We start from the raw sequence: 16,882 nt of genomic DNA, 5'->3' as shown, positions 1-16,882 counted from the left end.
TTAAACTTTGTAACTGCCTTATATGGCTATTACCGTGCCGAAATCCCAATTCCCCATTTAACTGTAAACAATTGTACCCACAGTATGGTTTTTTACCTTTTAAAACGTTTTTTGAACTTGTTGATTGTAACAACCCTGTTAAAAAGTGGGTAAACAATTCAACACTTATTTGCCTATGGTATCCTGAATTTCTCGCGAAGCCACAGGTTTTGAAACATAAAATAATTAAAATTAACCTCGTGTGTGGAGTTTGGTACACACACAAATTCTTTGTTGGTACTGCTTATATGGTTATACAAAGCCATGCTGCAGCGCGGCGGGCAAAACTGATCCAAAAGGCCAATCCCCATCAATACCGGGCACTTTACCATGGGCGCAAAATTTTGCGGGTCGTAATAATCAAAAGTGCTGTAAAATTTCTCCCACGAAAAACCTGCGTGCTGGCTTTGATATTTCCTGAACACTTTAAACGGAAAAACCTGCTGCTCGTACGATGCCGATATGGCAAAATTATCGTGTATATCGGCATATAGCGGCACCTGCATGGTTAGCAGCTTTACGCGTTTGTCCAGCGCAGCGGTTATCAGCGCCAGCGAACCACCCTGGCTGCCGCCTTCCACAAAAATCTTCGAAGTATCAATACCAAGGTTGCTGTGCGAGTATAAAAAGTCGAGGCCACGCAGGCAATCCATATAAACGCCGCGGTAAATGTATTTGTCTTTATTTTCGATGTTTATTAACGAGTAATTATCCGTGCCTATGTTTATCACATCTTTGCTGTTCCCATTGCCGCGCACATTCAAATCAAATGCAATAAAATCGTCGTTATCCATGTTAGGCTGCAGACTTACCACGTAGCCGGGCACACGGTAATGCACAGGGAACTTGCTGCCATCAGTAGGCACAACCAGCCAGCCGCGGATAACCAAATCACCAAAAGAGTGCATTTCAACCGAATATACTTTTTTATACTGGGTTGATAAGTCTTTGCGCTCCAGCACCCGGTAATTGGCCGGCACCTGTGCCAGTTCCACTTTACTTTGTTTCCAAAAAGCATCAAAATCTTTAGGCTTATGCAATTGCGATGTTACCTTTTCGGGGTTTACGCCAAATACGCGTCTTACGGTGTCGTCGTACTCAGGTAATTTAACTATAAAGTTTATCCTGTAAAAACCGGTGTTCCGTTTGCGGATGTTTACAATGATATCTTTATCTCCCCCTTCCCTAAGCGAAATCTGGACCGAATCGGCAGTAACTTTTTTGCCATCATCCGTAGTTACCTGGTATAAAACGCGGCCGTTTTGCTGTTGTTTTGTATTGTTGTGCAGTTGCAACCGGTACCGCACTTCTTCGCTGCTTGTAAAAAGCGCAGTTTTATTATATGGCGTTGCTTTTAATACCACATCGCCCGTTTCTTCGGTTTGCTCCTGCGCTTTCACGGCAGCCAATGAACCCAGCAGGATTGCAAGCGCGAAAACAATTATATAGCAAACCTTTTTCATAACTATATCTTAATAACCCCTAAAAGCGATCCACCGTAGCCCACCCCGGTGTTTACACCAAACGGCACATAAAAGCCGCCGACAAAGGCAGAGAATCTGCGGGTAAACGTATGCCCATAGTTTAACTGCGGTTTAAAAAACGAATAGTCGCGCGCGGCAAAAATATTACTGTTAAATTCTTTGTTTGAACTGAACGACCTGTAGAGCAAAATATCAAGACTCAATTGGTCATGTTTTGATACAGGGTAACCCACCGTGCCTAAAAGGCTAATTTGGTCGGGGCCCTGGGTATTGTAATACCTGCGATAGGCAAATTCAAGGTTAAAATAGCCTTTTGTTGAAACGTCTTTAGGCAGGTTGCCACAATACATCAGCTTAACCTCGCTGCCATAAGCACTTAGTCCCAGCGGCGATGGTCCGTCGTGAATATTGTACATCGGCACAATGGCAGATACACCTATCGAAAAAAATCTTACAAAATTGCTGTTTACCAGGTTGTAGCTAAAACCAACTACGGCGTCGCCCAAACCGGCATCAACCAACTTGTAACCCGGGGCAACTATGTTTTGCTGATATAAATAGGGAATGGTAGCAATAAAATCTAACCGACGTGATATGCCGTAACCTATAAACAAATTACTTGAATACGATGTAAAGCTGGTACCGGGGGCGCCTTTAATTACATTATCCTTATCATCAAACCTATCAGTTTGGCGATAATATGAAAATGTGGGGACTACAATATTGCGATATTTGCCAATAGGAAAGCCTGCAAATGTTTTTAACGGGGTTAACAAAACAAAACACAAACAGGTGTAAAGGCTAATCGTGACAGTTTTTCTCATTGTAAATTCAGGCCGGCTGTAAAATAATTCCTTAATCCGCAATCCCTTTCGGGCGTGGTTTATACTTAATTAAAAAGTTTGATTTACGTATCGTATGATTTAACGGCTCCTCAATAAGTTTAAATAAACATATAGAAACAGCGTTTAATACGATAAAAACCAACAAAAGGTTCACCCAGTCGTACTGGAAGGGTGAAATCCAGTCTTTTTGCCATTTGTCGTACAAGGTAAAAATGTAATCGTTTAGCTGATTGAAGCTGCCCATAATGAGGGTATACATCCACCCTAAATGAATAAGGTAAAATATGTACGAGCTTTTGCCCAGCAGTTCGACAAACGGGGTAGCCAGCAGCTTTTTAAAGCTGGTTTCCTCTGTGAGTATCCCATAAAAAAAGAAGGCCACCATTATACACAGCACATAATTGTTAGTGATGATACCTATTGGTGTCTCCAGGCCAAATAACCATGGCGCTATGGGTGTTTGCAGCGCCATCACAAATACGCAAACAAAAATCATGATAAAGCCGACGTAGGTAAAGCTGATCTTATTGGTGCGTTTAAAGCCGTTTTTTAATACATATCTCGCCAGCTGTACGCCCACAAAAAACTCGAAACATCTACCGAAAAAGGTAAATACCATTACAAAGCTGAACTCGCCAAAAAAGCCATGCCAGTTAATATTGCGAAAAATAAGGAACATCACTATAGCGAAAATCGTGATGATTACCGGCTGTATATAAAACTTGCCGTATTTTTTGGCGATGAGGAAAATAATGGGTGCCGAAAAGTAAAAGCATTCCTCAACTGTCAAGCTCCAGCCTTGTGCAATGCCCGTATCCCAGTATTGGTAAAAAAAGCCGCGCACAAATGTTATGTTCATAAACATCAACCCAACCGGGTTCGGCAATCCTTTGGTGACCTTTGCATCACCGGTAATAAAAAAGTAAGTAAAGGCAGCAATCGTTAGCAAAAAGTACATGGGGTAAATACGGGCGACCCTGTTTTTAAGATATTGCCTGAACCAGGCGCCGGTTAAATGAAAGCTGTTGTAATACCTGAAAGTGATTAAAAAACCCGACAACACGAAAAAAATGCTTACACCGATATGGAATTCTCCGAAAAAACGCTGGATAATGTGGGGGAAGCCGCCATCAAAAACCTCCGCAAAGTGAGAGATAAATACCAGGTAGGCCGCCATTGCGCGTACCCCGGTTAAAGCTGGTATATAGTTTTGTTGTAACCTTTGTGTCAAACTGCTTAAATGTTATATAATTTTCTAAGATACCCCGAAATTTAAGCCTTGTACGCAAAAAGTTAATCTATGGGTGTGGAAAAGTTTATTTGGAGATATTTTTTTTCGTAGGGACGCAATAGTTTGTCTCTCGAAACTGGCCGGGTTGAGGTGCATTTATGAAATTTCTTGTATGCAGGACGGGCAAAACGTTCCGTTTATACCGGGTATTAAAATTTAAATATCTCGTTTTGAATGGCATACAAAACCAAACCGGTGCGGGTTTTCAGGTTCAGTTTTTGAAAAAGCGACTCGCGGTAATTATCAACCGTGCGGGGGCTAACAAACATTAAGTCGGCAATTTCTTTGTAGGTTAATTCGGAGCAGCAGAGGCGCAAAAATTCAAATTCCTTGCGCGAAAAATCGGGGCCGTCATCATCGGCAACTTTGCGGACTAGTTTGCCCGATACCATTTCGTTTATATAAACGCCCTTTTCGTTTATGGTTTTTATTGCATGAAGCAACTCCCTCGGTTTCGACTCCTTTAGCACATAACCACCTGCCCCGCTTTTTATCATCCGGATAACCGCCTTATCCTCTTCAAACATGCTGAGTGCCAAAACTCTTATTTGCGGATAATTGTCTTTAATCCATTTGGTAGCCATGTAACCGTCCATTACCGGCATGTTGATGTCCATTAAAATTACCTGCGGCAGTGGATGTTTAGCAAGCAAGTGTTGCATTTGCTCGCCGTTTTCGGCTTCGAAAATCACCTGTAGTTCATCAAACTCAGCCATAAGTGCTGCCACCCCATCCCTGAAAAGGGTGTGGTCGTCAACAATAGCTATTAATATTTTATCCGTTTGCATATCAAGGATATGGTGTTAGTATTTCTATAGTTGTGCCTTCATCCGGGTTCGAGGTAATATTTGCCTCACCGCCTATAATCCCGGCCCGTTTTTGGATATTACGCAGGCCCATTCCGACTTGGCCCGGTTGTAAGTCCGCATGGTTAAAGCCGATGCCATTATCGTTAACCTGCAGCCGAAGCACCGAATCCTCGTACTCCAGTTTTATAGATATAACTGTGGCCTGTGCATGTTTAATAATGTTGTTCAAAACCTCCTGCAAAATCCTAAACAAAATCAGGTCTTTGTCCGGGCTGCTGGCCGCCGGCATTTCGCCGTCGTTGGTGTAGTTAACTTTATACTTCCCCGATTTTTCGATCCAGTTTATCTCGTACTTTATGGCTTCGTCCAGGCCCATACCCACCAATTGGTCGCCCTGTAGCAATTTTCCAAGCAACCGCATTTCCTTAATCGAACGCATTGTAAGGTCGATAGCGGCGTCGATTTTCTTCCTGTTCTTTTTGTCGTTATCCAGCTCGATGGAGTTAAGCGTTAACGAAGTAATGCTAAGCAACTGGCCGATATTATCATGCAGATCAGCGCCGATGGTTTGCATGGTTTGTTCTTGTACTTCGAGCTGGGTTTTGGTTATTTCCGCATCGAAGGTGAGCTGCATGAGGGCTTTTTCTTCGATGTGACGCTTTTTGCGGCGGTTATGAATGAAAACGTACGAGAAAACAAAGACCGGCGCTATAAGAAAAATAAGTGTACTAACGATTATTAATCCTTTAATGTTTTCCTTATCCATTTCCTGCATATAAAAGAATAACTCCAGCAACCATAAAGAATTACATTCAATAATTTGAAAATAAAATCAATCAATTGTTCACCGCGATAAATTTGTATGTTATCTAATTGATGGTAGAAAAGATTGCACGCGGTACTCCCAAAATAAAAAAACAACGTGCCGCAAATCCACCAAAAATCAGGGGAATATTTAAATTTTACAACAGCATCGTCTTTCAACAGCAGATAAAAGTAGTACAGACTATAAAGAACAAACTGGATAGACATGAAACCGTACGTAAGATTATCGTAATACAAGAAACTGTGATAAGCCATTTCAGTTGCGTAGCACACAACGAATAGCGTAAGCCCATATATTATCATGGGCTTACTGTCGGTGTATTTCGAAAATAGATTAATAAACATTAAACTAGTGAAGCCTGACTCACACATTAAAAATATATTATATTCCCAATTGTTATTACCATACCTTATTCCGATATACGTTCCCGAAAATTCGATCACGCATGTTATGAAAAGGAAAAGAATCATACTTTTCCATGCTATATTGTGATCCTTAATCAGGCAAAAGAGTGCAACAATGAAGCAAACTAACTCACTAACAGTGTTCGCATTGAAGTAATTAAGCATAGTTTTTGTTTATGGTTGGGGCAAAGTTGTTCCGCTACAGTGATTAGGGCAAAGTTGGCCGTTATCGGTTACTCCTGCGTCCAAGAATCGGTTCCTTTTTTTGTTTTTAATGAACTGTAAAAAAGAAATTCGTTTTGGATCACAATCGATATCGTCAATATGATCTGACCCCGATGGTTTTGTCGGTACAAATACGAATTTTGCTGCGTTTTTTATACCATCATTATCGCCGCGGGAAAAATAAACACGAATACCATCTTGTTCACCATTCATTTCATTTAGCCAATATTCTATCACATCCTTGTAAAACCATTCAGATTGAGAATTAATTTCTCCTTTATGAAATAGCTTCCTATGGAAATTTTGAACCATCCGTTCGCCATCACTTCTCTGAATTTGACTTGGGAAGCTTATGTTACACGTAGGAAGAGACGCGCAGTTGGTGCATGTTTCATACAAAACGGTGCCTTTCAATGCATCGCTATAATGCGTTATTTCACCATGTATTGAAGCTAGTTTAAATAACGGATCACTATCCAAATGGTTAAAATAGTCAACATGGATTATAGAATCTTTACCATCAATAGTGGTATCTTTTGCAAAAGTAGAAACAACCATAATCTCGTTGTTATTGTGGATGGGGGTTCCAGGCGATGGCAAACACCGGGAAAAATATATCCTTATGCCATCAGATTTATCTTTTTCGACATTCGAATTAAGTAAATCGTACCAGCCCTGTATTACTTCTTTTTTAAACCATACCTGAGTGTTTTCTGGAACTTTATCGACCGTGCCTTTGAACAATGTTACATGGGCATTTGCTTGAGATTTGCTAAAACCATTCAATGTTACCTCGATTTCTTGAGGTCCGGGAGGTGCCTTTTTATTGAAATTACTTTTTGGACTAAAAGCAAAAGCAATTAACGACGCGAATACGACAAAAACTAATTTTCTCATGACTGATACGATTTAAGTTGCAATAAATTTAATAATTAATTTGTTATTTAACAAACCAAAATTCCACACTAACTATCACGCCTACAACGTATTTCAACCCTTTTTAATACCGTAAAATCACCCTGTTAAAAAGGGTTTTGTTACGGTAACCCCATTTTTATTTCCTGCTGAGATTTGATGTCATTAAACACTTATTAAAATCTTATTAAAATGAGCACACAAGAAATTTTAGCAAATGCTGACAACATCAGCCTGGAGCAGGCCGCTACCCAGGACCACAGCAGGTTATGTGAAATTTGGCCAATTGCAAAAGAGGGCTTGGAAATTCTAAAAAACTTCATTAAAAACCCGATAGTGAAGGCTGTCGTGGAGTCAATTATCGCTGCTGGCGATGCTATCATTGGGAAAATCTGCAGTTAGTCTTTACCCCCGCATTGTTACTTCAACCATGCGGGGATTTTCAACCCTTAAAACTTAAAAAATGTCACGTCAAGAAGTTATTGATGTTGCGGCTGAACAAGTCGGAACAAAAGAAAGCCCTGCGGGCTCAAACCGCACTAAATATGGTAAATGGGCTGGGTTAGATGGCCAAAAATGGTGTGCCATTTTTGTTAGCTGGGTTTATTACCATGCCGGGTATCCCCTGGGTGATATCGATATGAAGGATGGTTACGCCAACTGCCAGGCGGGCCTTGATCACTGGAAAAAAACAGCCGAAACAGTTACTCAACCGCAAATGGGCGACATCGTATTATATGACTGGAACGAAGACGGCCATTGCGACCACACCGGCATATTTTATAAATGGCTTGAGAAAGGAAAAAGCTTTCAAAGCTACGAAGGCAACACTTCAATCGGCAGTGACAGTGATGGCGGGGCGGTAATGCTAAGGAACAGGAACAAGAAATACGTTAAAGCATTTGTATCACCCAAAGTGCTCAATAACCCACGCCAGTTACCTAAAAAATAATTAAACCGGGAAAGCCGAAAACGGATTTAGAGTAGGCAAAAAATTGTAAACAAATGCCATTTAATTCACCCATTTTAGGAACTGTAATAGCTTCAGTTCTTGAGTATGATCATTTAGTTAAAATTACTGGTGATCCAATCGTAATCAATCCAAAAGTTTCCGTTTGGGTACCCGCTGACGGCAGGATTATTGTCGACTCCGCTCTTTCAAAAATTACCGGGGAACCTGCTTCGCCCGATTTCAGAGGTCGTTTTTTGAGGGGTTTGAATACTTTCTTCAGTAACGGTCAGCCAAATTTATTGATTACTACTGCTGATGAAGACGATCCAAGCAGTAACAGGAAGGCAGGTGCATATCAGGGAGATAGCCTTAGATCTCATCCACATAACGCGAGCGGCCATATTAATGGTTCTGTTTGTGGCTCAAACGGAACTCATGACGTTGACGGCGGCGGGGACAAATGGAACAGTGATCCAAATTTCGGCGACCATAATGTTATTGTAGCCGTTCAACCATTTGGAGGCTCTGAAACGCGCCCCAAAAACGTCTCAGTATATTATTATATTAAAATAAATTAATCTAAACCAACTTTTATCCTTCGATATCATGATAAACTCTCTTATCCAGGGCCAGGCGCAAACACGCCCGCCCAAAAAAAGATCGCAGGCCCATACCGGCGTGCAGCCGTTGTCATTGCTTACACATCGTACGCAACGTTTTCAACCATTGCCACCGCCGTTAGGTGAGCCGCCCTATCATTATAATCTTGAGAATGCAATTCCCGGCATTACTCAAAAGGCGAAAGATGCCGGGAAAATTGTGTTTCATACCGTAGGTGATACTGGTGGAGTAAAGAACCCTGACTACCAGGCTATGGTAGCATCGGCGATGAAACATGACCTCGCCACCCACAATAATGATACTCCATCATTTTTTTATCACCTGGGCGATGTTGTGTATTATAACGGTGAAATCAACAAATATTACGATCAGTTTTATGAGCCCTACGGACATTACGACTCTCCGATATTTTCAATCCCTGGAAACCATGATGGTGATCCGGCCGATGCCTCACAAACATCCCTCGACGGCTGGGTGCGATACTTTATGACCCCTGTTCCGCACGTTGATCCGATATCAAAGGATGAACCGCGTGTTACACTTTCGTTGCCAAATGTATATTACACTTTAATTTGTCCGTTTGTTACTATCGTGGGCATGTACACCAATGTACCCGAACATGGTTCCATTGATTCAGTGCAGCAGCAGTGGCTGGCAAATGAACTTAGCACCGCAGCAAAAGACAGGGCCTTGATTGTTAGCCTCCACCATCCGGTGTATTCCTTTGACGATCATCACAGTGGCAGCCCGGCTATGGCTGACGCATTGCAGCATGCCATCAATGAATCCAGGCGGGTGCCGAATATGGTATTAACTGCACACGTACACAACATACAAAGGATTGAAAAGAAAATCGGCGAAACTCCGACCCCGTTTTTGGTAGCAGGAAATGGAGGTTACTATCATTTACACAATTTAACCGCGGTTGCCGGGGATATTGATGACAATACTGGCGCAAGATTATTATATGGAGATGATAAAAATCATGGATATGTTACGTTAAGCGTAGATGAACAAAAAATTTCAGGCGTGGTAAGCATTGTTAATAAAATAACCGGGGAAACTTCTCGTTCAGATACTTTTTCTTACAGCAGCCGCGCTCAATATTTAGCAGATAGTGTCGTGGTGTCGTTATAATGTACTGTATCTTAATTAAAAGGCCTAAATCATTATTGTTCAAACGCGATTTAGGCCTTTTTAAATGGTCCCTGTTGGACTTTTCTATTTCCTAAACTCCACCCCCCATTCCGATACATAATCATTTTTTCCGCCATCGTTATCCTTATAAAACAGCCTTGCCTTTTGCCCCATTTTAACGGATGAATATTTATTTGCCGGGTTGGCTTCGCTATTTAGGGGCTGCAGCGATGGGTACCACAGGGTATGCCCGGGTTTGTCAAGCAGTAATACGGGTTTAGTCCACTGTTGAGAATTCTTGCCGGCGCCCAGGTCAGCGTTTTTGTTGAATGATACATAAAGGCTGCTGCCTTTCCACGAGGGGCCTTCGGCTTTGGCCATCAGCATTACCCAGCAATTTAAATAGGTATTCCAGCTTACGGATGGCCCCCAGTAATACTTGGCAGTTGGTGATGACGCCGGTCCGCCACCTTCAGCGGGCGGGATTTGGATGGATGCTACAGGCTTACCCACGCCGTTGTAAGGCACGGTAAATGCTTTACCGTCCCAGCGCTTTGCCTTGGCGGCGGGGTTATCCAAATCGGTTAATGCAATGCGGGCTATGCTGATGCACTGACCTTTCCATTCATCAATTGGCTTATAGGTTTTCCCGTTGTAAACACCGGGATAGCCATATTCGCCATAAAAAAGATAGAGGTATTTGCCGTTTGCTACTGCAGATGGGTCGCCGGTGCCGCCGGCAAAGTTGGCGGCTGTGTTGTTGGGGTGCAGTATCAGGCGGGGTTGCTCATCTTCCAAAAATATGCCCCGGTTATCCCAGCTTTGGCCGCCATCGGTTGATTTCATAATGCCAATACGACAAACTGCCGAGGCCGACGACGGCCCTTTCAACCCTTGAGGCCACTTATAGTTTTTATACCCTTTGCCGGTGCGGGCGTCGTAAGGCAGCGTTTGGGGATAATTTTCGTTATGGTAAAGTGCATACAAGGTTTTGCCGGATGTATCCTTCACATCCTGGTAAACCGATTCGAACCAAACGGCGCCGTGCAACCCCGGTTTGCCGGGCGGCACATTTGGCGGCAATTTGGGTTCAATAAATTTTTTCTCTTTGGTGTTGAAAGCCTCGTCAACGGTATTGCCTACGGCGTACTTAAGGTTATGTGATGGCCCCCATAGCGGGTCTTCGCCATATTTGCCGGGAAAAATAATAAACTTATTACCCACCCATACTTCCGACATATTACAATCGACAAATGATTTAAATACAAATCGTTTTGCATGGGTTAAAACAACCTGTGGACGAAAAGGAACAGGTTTAACATTAAAAGAAGAAGTGCCGGTAAACACGGCCAACAAAGCGATGATCTGGATTTTTCTTCTCATAAACTTATTTTTTTAAGTCCTAAGTATTGAGTCTAAAGTCTTAAGTCCGAAAACCACAAATTTTCGACTCAAGACTTTAGACTAAGGACTTTAGACTAAATCTACTGCCCCTTCTGCCCAACTCTCCTTTTCAACTCTGCCACCGGCATAGATATCATCCTGCCAATCGGCTCTTTGCCGCGGTAAGTTATCACCTTTAACTGGCTGGCATCTTTAGGCACTTCAACAGCACCGGTATATTTCGGATAAAACCTGTCGGGATACGAGTTATCAAAGCTGTAATAAATATCCAAACCGGGTATTTCGGTGGTCATCTCAACGGTCAGTTTGTTGTCGGTATTCATTTGTGGCTTAAAGTCCGGATCATAAACGCTTGGTGCGTATTTTATTTCGGCCTCGTTAAAACGGGCGAAATGTTTTTCAACCCTCGGATAAAAATTATTCCAGTTCTTCTTTGCCTTCGGCGACCAAACCGACTCGGATATCGCAAACCCGCGCGGCCAGGTCATATACTCCACCTGCCTGAAATTAAACACCTGCTCTGTCCACAAGTTAGCTTGTCCGCCTAAAATTAATTTAGCGTCAGCGCTATCTGGCACCGGCTCAAACTCGTACGATTTATTGAGGCGAAGTGAAGCATACACATGCGGTTCCATAACGCGGTCGCTTTGCATGTAGTCCAGGTAAGCGAATGTAGTTGGGCTCATCACCACTTCGTGACCAAGCTTTGAAGCGGTAATGCCACCTTGAATACCGCGCCAGCTCATTACTGCGGCTTTAGGGCCCAGCCCGCCTTCGATAATTTCGTCCCAACCCATAAATTTCTTGCCTTTTGACTCAACAATGGTTTCCAGGCGCTTTTCGAAATAGCTTTGCACCTCTTCCATATTTTTCAGGTTTTCCTTTGCCATCAGCGCCTTAACGTCGGCACTTTGTTCCCAGAAATTCTTGGCGCATTCGTCGCCACCTAAATGGATATAGCCAAATGGGAAAAGCTGCGAAATTTCTGACATCACCTTATCTAAAAACTCGTAAGTTTTCTCGCTGGCAGGGTTAAGCGTATTATCAACCAAGGCCTTAATACCGCCCGAACCAAAGTCCATCATATGCTCGCCCGAGCGAACCTGGTATTTATCAGCACCTGCTGTGCATGAAAGTTCGGGGTACGATACCACCGCAGCCAGGCTATGCCCCGGCACATCAACTTCGGGCATAATGTTCAGGAAACGGTCTTTACCATATTGAACCAGTTCTTTAATATCTTCCTGGGTATAAAAACCGCCGTAAGTGCGCGGCTCATCAGGGGTTGGCGCGCTGAAATTGCCAAATTCGCCAACCTTTTTAACATTGTAAGCGCCCACGGTGGTTAAACGCGGCAGGCTTTTAATCTCAATACGCCAGCCTTCGTCGTCAGTAAGGTGCATATGCAGCAGGTTAAATTTATAGCGCACCATCTGGTCGATGTACTGTTTGACCTCCTGCTTGGTAAAGAAGTGCCTCGAAACGTCGAGCATTAAGCCGCGCCATCCAAAACGCGGATAATCGATAATATCAACACAAGGCGCAACCCATTTTACATGCTGCACTTCGGCACTTTCAATTTCCTTTGGCAACAATTGTATCAGGGTTTGCACCCCATAAAATAAACCGGCCGGCTCATTTGCACTTATCACAACGCCTTTTGCGCCTACCCAAAGATGGTAACCTTCTTTACCTAAAACAGTATCTGCCTTTTTATTAAGCAACAGCTTAATTGCGGCGGGCGCAGCCGAGTTTGCTTTTAAGGTAACCATTGCCCCGGCGGCTCCGGTTAGTTTTCTTTTTAAATATTCGGTTACCAACACCACGTCTTTTGTTAAAGGCGCCTGTATGGTTACATATTTGGGTAAAATAAATTGACCGGGCTTTATTACCGTTTTTACAGGTTCCGGAATGACGGCCAACGTATTTTTGGATGTTTGGCCGAACGATAAAAACGAAACAAAACAGCAGCAGAATGCTAAGGATAGTTTTTTCATATTTGAAATTTATAAGCGGTTAACTGGCAGGGATATCGTGATGCAAATTATACTTTTTAATTTAATTTAAAAAGAGGTTGATTAAGTTGATTGGGTTAGATTGAGTTGATTAAGTTATAGCAACGTATGCCTAAATCAGCGAAATCAACGCAACCATCTCAAAATCAGCGATTCTCTTTCCAACTTAATCAACCGCTAACTTAATCAACCTAATCAACTTTTTCGTTATATTGCGTCACAAAGACACATTATAAACCCAATTTCATGAAAAAACTTTATTCCCTGGCAGTTTTCGCCGTGTTGGCTGGCGCCGCTGTTTTGTTTTATTCATTCAGTTCAAAAAATCCTGCTGCTTTTTTGCCGGGTGTTATTAATGTCGAAGGAGGCCAGGTCTCGGGTGTTAAGAGCGAAACCAGCGATGTGATATCATTTAAAGGTATCCCTTTTGCTGCGCCGCCTGTAGGCAATTTACGCTGGAAAGCGCCCCAGCCTGTGGAGCATTGGACGGGCGTGAAAAAATGTGATGTATTTGGTCCCAGCCCTATGCAGGCCAAACCTGTGCCGTTTGGTGTTTACACAAAAGAATTTTTAATACCCGATGCACCCATAAGCGAAGATTGCTTGTATTTAAATGTATGGGCCAAAAATAATATCGGGCCAAAAAAGCCTGTTTTTGTGTGGATATACGGCGGTGGCTTTAGCAGCGGGGGCGCCGGGGTGCCAATTTATGATGGCGAGGCAATGGCCAAAAAAGGGGTAATATTTGTGTCGATAAATTACCGCGTTGGCATTTTTGGCTTTTTAGCGCATCCTGAGTTAAGCAAAGAATCTCCGGGTAACGTTTCAGGTAACTATGCGTTGCTTGACCAAATCGAAGCTTTAAAATGGGTAAAGAAAAATATAGCCAAATTTGGCGGCGACCCAAACAACGTAACCATCGCCGGGCAGTCGGCAGGGTCAATGAGTGTTAATTGTTTAATTGCTTCGCCTGTGGCAAAAGGTTTGTTTAACAAGGCCATAGCAGAAAGCGGCTCATTTATGGTGGCAAACCCGCTGATACAATCAAAAACTTTAAAAGATGCCGAAGCGGAAGGCGTAAAAGTTGCAACCACATTACATGCCAATACCCTGGAAGAACTGCGTAAGCTTTCGGCCGAAGATTTGATGAAGGCGCCGGCGAGGTTTTCGCCAATTGTTGACGGCTATGTGTTGCCTGAGCCGGTTGCTAAAATATTCGCCGAACACAAAGAAAACAGCATCCCCCTGTTAACCGGCTGGAATGCCGATGAAGCCTTTGTGTTTAAATATCAAACCAAAGAAGAATTTAAGAAAGACGCCGAACGGCAATATGGTAAGGAAGCAGAAACTTTCCTGAAATTTTTCCAGGCTAATACCGAAGAAGAGGCCGTGCATTCGCAAAACAAATTAAGCCGCGACATGATATTCGCCGCATCGGGTTATAAATGGGCAAGTATGCAGGCTTCGCGAAAAGCGCCCGTATATGTTTACTATTTTCAGCACAAGCTGCCTGCCACACCCGATTTTGAAAAATATGGCGCATTCCACACCGGCGAAGTTGCTTATATAATGGACGACCTGAAATTTTTAAACCGCCGTTGGAAACCGGAAGACCATATGCTTGCCGGCCAAATGTCGGCCTATTGGGTAAATTTTATAAAAACTGGAAATCCCAATGGCGGAGGCTTGCCCGAATGGCCGAAATATAATAATTCCCAAAGCAGGGTTATTGTTTTTGATGATAAAGCCATAACAAGTCCGTTGCCCGACAAAGCGGAATTGGAGTTTGTGCTGAAGCATTTGGAGGGGAAGTAGTTGAATCGGTTGCTTGGGATATTAGGTTGGGTTCGATAGTCGCTTTAGTGTCGAACCCAACCTGGGCGTTCCTACAAAATTCCAAAATCAATCACCAAACTGCATACCTGGCCTTTGTCATCAAGACCCCAAAACGAGGGGTAAACCCATCACCAAAGCCTGATTGAAACATAATGATGTTTAAAGCAGGCTTTGTTGGCAGGTAAAAATTCACCCAGTCGCCGGCATCATTAGGGTCTTTGGGATCGAGGGCATTCTTTTTAAACTCCGCCGCCAGTACTTCATCGTATACGTTCCAGGTTTTATCTTTTTTAGTAAAACTATCATTATACTGGTTAAAAAAGTCTCTTGTTTGCACATCAACAAAACAACCCAGTCCGGCATCAACCGCGAAACCAAATATCTGGTCGCCTTTAAGGTCTTCCAGGTGTTGTTTTGCGGTTAGCGCCAGTTCCCATTTAACAGCTTTGTTTTTGGACACCTCCAGCTTTACTACGGCGTAACGGTCGCCCGATTTACCGGTTTTTGCTATGCAAACTATAACCGGGTATTTGCCGGGCTTAATTTCTTTTTTAAGCGGGTCGCTATTGTAAATAGTTACTAACGGATCGCCAACTATAATTTTGCCGGTAGGTATGTTTAACTCTCCCAGTTGTCGCAGTTTAAGGGGTGTGCCCTGGTAGCTGGTGCTGTCAAAATAAACATTATAATTTGCCGGATGCAACCCTACCTCGCTTCCTTTCTTTTCATTTAGCAAACTGCCGGTTTTAATAACGTTAAATCCCCACAGGCCTTTTTTAACAGACAACTCTAAATCTTTGTAATTGGCAACCGGGATACCACAACCGAAAATCACCTCCTTTTCAACACCATCATAAACAACATTCACGTAAGGTTCACCGCAGCCAAAGGCGCCTTTAGCCAGTTCACCTGTTTTTGTAATTGTAGTTTTAAAAGTAACAACACTGCCTTTGCCGAAATAAAAGTTGGAGGCCATAAACGCGTAAACAGCAATACTGCCCCAGGTGCACAGATTGTAAACCAGTTGCAAAACAGGCGACCTGGTATTATAGTGCAAGGTTAGCGTATTTGCGAGCAGCGGTGTAGCAACTAACCCGGTTACAAGCCAAACGGCGGTCGGTATAACGTAGTTGATAAAGGTATTGTGGTAGATTTTAATTTGGGCGACAAGGAGAATTAACCCTGCAAAAAAAAGAATGGTGAGCAGGGTGTGATAAGGCGTGATGTTGGGTTTTTTAAAAATGGGTTCGCTCATTTAACGGGCATTTTCAATTTTCAGAATTTATAGTCCAGGAAATGAATTTTGTCTTCCGACGGTTTTAAATCAACTTTTAGCGAAAGCTGGGTATTATCTTTTTCCCTTATTACTGCGACTAAAATATTTAAAACGTTATACCCGTTTAAAGTCTCGTACTTAAAACCATAAGGTCTGAAACCCTTTATGGGGCTAAAGGTGGGTTCGATTTTTTGAATACTGGCTATAAGTTCGTTCTTAGCTGCCTGGGTGTACGAGCCATCGCTTAACAGAAGCTTTAAGTCATCGAATTTCTTATTCTTAATAAAATCAACCGCATTATTTAATATGACCAGCTTGTGCGCAATCAATTCCAATTTGTCCATTGAGTAGCTGGCTTCATACTTCTTACCATCGTCAAAAAGTAATACGCAGTGTATCTCATCATAATTCCGCTTCTCGCCTTTTAAATTCCTGAAAAATATGTAGGCAACATTGGTTGCCGCAACTTCAGGTTGGGTTGAAAATTTATCCAATGATTCGGACTTGGTTAGCTTGATCTCAAAGTACTTGTTTTTGCCTTCATCTGTCGAGAGGGAGGCACCAATTGAATATTCACAAGCCCCTCCATAAAAGTCTAAAATCTCTTTTACGCCTTTATCTTCATTGTCAGTTATGCTTGCCAAATGCGAAAGTAAACCTGTCGTTTGCTCACCCGGGTGTTTGCTTCCGCAGGAGAACAGCAGCAAAAAAGAATAAAGCTGATAGAGATGATATTTTCATTGTGATATGTCTTGGTCGTTGGATAAATCTGGCAAAGATTTGACAACTTTTAAAAAGTCGTC

Annotated in this window: 15 protein-coding genes; 5 read left to right on the top strand and 10 right to left on the bottom strand. The window is 42.7% G+C overall.

Going from position 1 to position 16,882, the window contains the following annotated elements; all coding sequences use genetic code 11:
• Nucleotides 1-173: 173 nt before the first annotated feature.
• From Q0R52_RS06430 to Q0R52_RS06405, 6 genes are all read right to left on the bottom strand, one after another.
• Complete coding sequence (locus Q0R52_RS06430) at nt 174-1,502, bottom strand: acetylxylan esterase (protein ID WP_295793214.1); 1,329 nt, start codon at nt 1,500-1,502, stop codon at nt 174-176.
• Between the two features lie 2 nt (nt 1,503-1,504).
• Nucleotides 1,505-2,347 (bottom strand): hypothetical protein, encoded by an 843-nt coding sequence (locus Q0R52_RS06425; protein WP_295793213.1) that lies wholly within the window; start codon nt 2,345-2,347, stop codon nt 1,505-1,507.
• 31 nt (nt 2,348-2,378) lie between these two features.
• Complete coding sequence (locus tag Q0R52_RS06420; RefSeq protein WP_295793212.1) at nt 2,379-3,599, bottom strand: acyltransferase; 1,221 nt, start codon at nt 3,597-3,599, stop codon at nt 2,379-2,381.
• 209 nt (nt 3,600-3,808) lie between these two features.
• On the bottom strand, nt 3,809-4,447 hold the full coding sequence (locus tag Q0R52_RS06415; protein WP_295793211.1) for a response regulator transcription factor: 639 nt from the start codon (nt 4,445-4,447) through the stop codon (nt 3,809-3,811).
• A 1-nt stretch (nt 4,448) separates the two neighbouring features.
• Nucleotides 4,449-5,234: an ATP-binding protein gene (locus tag Q0R52_RS06410; protein ID WP_295793210.1), complete on the bottom strand. Its 786-nt coding sequence runs from the start codon at nt 5,232-5,234 to the stop codon at nt 4,449-4,451.
• Nucleotides 5,235-5,872: 638 nt separating this feature from the next.
• Nucleotides 5,873-6,820: a hypothetical protein gene (locus tag Q0R52_RS06405; RefSeq protein ID WP_295793209.1), complete on the bottom strand. Its 948-nt coding sequence runs from the start codon at nt 6,818-6,820 to the stop codon at nt 5,873-5,875.
• A gap of 210 nt (nt 6,821-7,030) precedes the next feature.
• Between Q0R52_RS06405 and Q0R52_RS06400 the strand changes: the two genes are divergently transcribed.
• The 4 genes from Q0R52_RS06400 to Q0R52_RS06385 all read left to right on the top strand — a co-directional run bounded on the left by Q0R52_RS06400 (nt 7,031) and on the right by Q0R52_RS06385 (nt 9,548).
• Nucleotides 7,031-7,240, top strand: a complete 210-nt coding sequence (locus Q0R52_RS06400; RefSeq protein ID WP_295793207.1) for a hypothetical protein — start codon at nt 7,031-7,033, stop codon at nt 7,238-7,240.
• Nucleotides 7,241-7,301: 61 nt separating this feature from the next.
• Nucleotides 7,302-7,790 carry a CHAP domain-containing protein gene (locus Q0R52_RS06395; protein ID WP_295793206.1) on the top strand — a complete coding sequence of 163 codons (489 nt, stop codon included), beginning with the start codon at nt 7,302-7,304 and terminating at the stop codon, nt 7,788-7,790.
• A gap of 53 nt (nt 7,791-7,843) precedes the next feature.
• Nucleotides 7,844-8,368 (top strand): hypothetical protein, encoded by a 525-nt coding sequence (locus Q0R52_RS06390; RefSeq protein ID WP_295793203.1) that lies wholly within the window; start codon nt 7,844-7,846, stop codon nt 8,366-8,368.
• A 28-nt stretch (nt 8,369-8,396) separates the two neighbouring features.
• Nucleotides 8,397-9,548, top strand: coding sequence for a metallophosphoesterase (locus Q0R52_RS06385; protein WP_295793201.1), 1,152 nt, complete (start codon nt 8,397-8,399; stop codon nt 9,546-9,548).
• An 84-nt stretch (nt 9,549-9,632) separates the two neighbouring features.
• Here Q0R52_RS06385 and Q0R52_RS06380 read toward each other — a convergent pair whose 3' ends face one another.
• Together Q0R52_RS06380 and Q0R52_RS06375 are read right to left on the bottom strand one after the other, a co-directional pair.
• Entirely contained in the window at nt 9,633-10,931 is a 1,299-nt protein-coding gene (locus tag Q0R52_RS06380; RefSeq protein WP_295793200.1) for a hypothetical protein, read from the bottom strand.
• Between the two features lie 101 nt (nt 10,932-11,032).
• Nucleotides 11,033-12,949 carry a family 20 glycosylhydrolase gene (locus Q0R52_RS06375; protein WP_295793198.1) on the bottom strand — a complete coding sequence of 639 codons (1,917 nt, stop codon included), beginning with the start codon at nt 12,947-12,949 and terminating at the stop codon, nt 11,033-11,035.
• Between the two features lie 264 nt (nt 12,950-13,213).
• Between Q0R52_RS06375 and Q0R52_RS06370 the strand changes: the two genes are divergently transcribed.
• The gene (locus Q0R52_RS06370; RefSeq protein WP_295793197.1) at nt 13,214-14,782 is read left to right on the top strand and encodes a carboxylesterase family protein; all 1,569 of its coding nucleotides are present in this window, start codon (nt 13,214-13,216) and stop codon (nt 14,780-14,782) included.
• A gap of 91 nt (nt 14,783-14,873) precedes the next feature.
• On the opposite strand, the gene Q0R52_RS06365 is transcribed toward Q0R52_RS06370, so the two are convergent.
• Nucleotides 14,874-16,058 (bottom strand): DUF4241 domain-containing protein, encoded by a 1,185-nt coding sequence (locus tag Q0R52_RS06365; RefSeq protein ID WP_295793195.1) that lies wholly within the window; start codon nt 16,056-16,058, stop codon nt 14,874-14,876.
• Between the two features lie 20 nt (nt 16,059-16,078).
• Nucleotides 16,079-16,723 carry a hypothetical protein gene (locus tag Q0R52_RS06360; protein ID WP_295793194.1) on the bottom strand — a complete coding sequence of 215 codons (645 nt, stop codon included), beginning with the start codon at nt 16,721-16,723 and terminating at the stop codon, nt 16,079-16,081.
• Nucleotides 16,724-16,882: the final 159 nt, after the last annotated feature.

This window comes from Mucilaginibacter sp., from assembly GCF_025359345.1.
Lineage (GTDB): Bacteria > Bacteroidota > Bacteroidia > Sphingobacteriales > Sphingobacteriaceae > Mucilaginibacter.
The sequence above is the reverse complement of the archived record's forward strand: the minus strand, read 5'-3'. Positions and strand labels throughout refer to the sequence as shown.

Bases quoted from the DNA above. Each gene is read 5' to 3' on its own strand.
- Q0R52_RS06430 (WP_295793214.1), bottom strand. From the start codon at position 1,502: ATGAAAAAGGTTTGCTATATAATTGTTTTCGCGCTTGCAATCCTGCTG.
- Q0R52_RS06425 (WP_295793213.1), bottom strand. From the start codon at position 2,347: ATGAGAAAAACTGTCACGATTAGCCTTTACACCTGTTTGTGTTTTGTT.
- Q0R52_RS06415 (WP_295793211.1), bottom strand. From the start codon at position 4,447: ATGCAAACGGATAAAATATTAATAGCTATTGTTGACGACCACACCCTT.
- Q0R52_RS06410 (WP_295793210.1), bottom strand. From the start codon at position 5,234: ATGGATAAGGAAAACATTAAAGGATTAATAATCGTTAGTACACTTATT.
- Q0R52_RS06405 (WP_295793209.1), bottom strand. From the start codon at position 6,820: ATGAGAAAATTAGTTTTTGTCGTATTCGCGTCGTTAATTGCTTTTGCT.
- Q0R52_RS06400 (WP_295793207.1), top strand. From the start codon at position 7,031: ATGAGCACACAAGAAATTTTAGCAAATGCTGACAACATCAGCCTGGAG.
- Q0R52_RS06395 (WP_295793206.1), top strand. From the start codon at position 7,302: ATGTCACGTCAAGAAGTTATTGATGTTGCGGCTGAACAAGTCGGAACA.
- Q0R52_RS06390 (WP_295793203.1), top strand. From the start codon at position 7,844: ATGCCATTTAATTCACCCATTTTAGGAACTGTAATAGCTTCAGTTCTT.
- Q0R52_RS06385 (WP_295793201.1), top strand. From the start codon at position 8,397: ATGATAAACTCTCTTATCCAGGGCCAGGCGCAAACACGCCCGCCCAAA.
- Q0R52_RS06380 (WP_295793200.1), bottom strand. From the start codon at position 10,931: ATGAGAAGAAAAATCCAGATCATCGCTTTGTTGGCCGTGTTTACCGGC.
- Q0R52_RS06375 (WP_295793198.1), bottom strand. From the start codon at position 12,949: ATGAAAAAACTATCCTTAGCATTCTGCTGCTGTTTTGTTTCGTTTTTA.
- Q0R52_RS06370 (WP_295793197.1), top strand. From the start codon at position 13,214: ATGAAAAAACTTTATTCCCTGGCAGTTTTCGCCGTGTTGGCTGGCGCC.
- Q0R52_RS06365 (WP_295793195.1), bottom strand. From the start codon at position 16,058: ATGAGCGAACCCATTTTTAAAAAACCCAACATCACGCCTTATCACACC.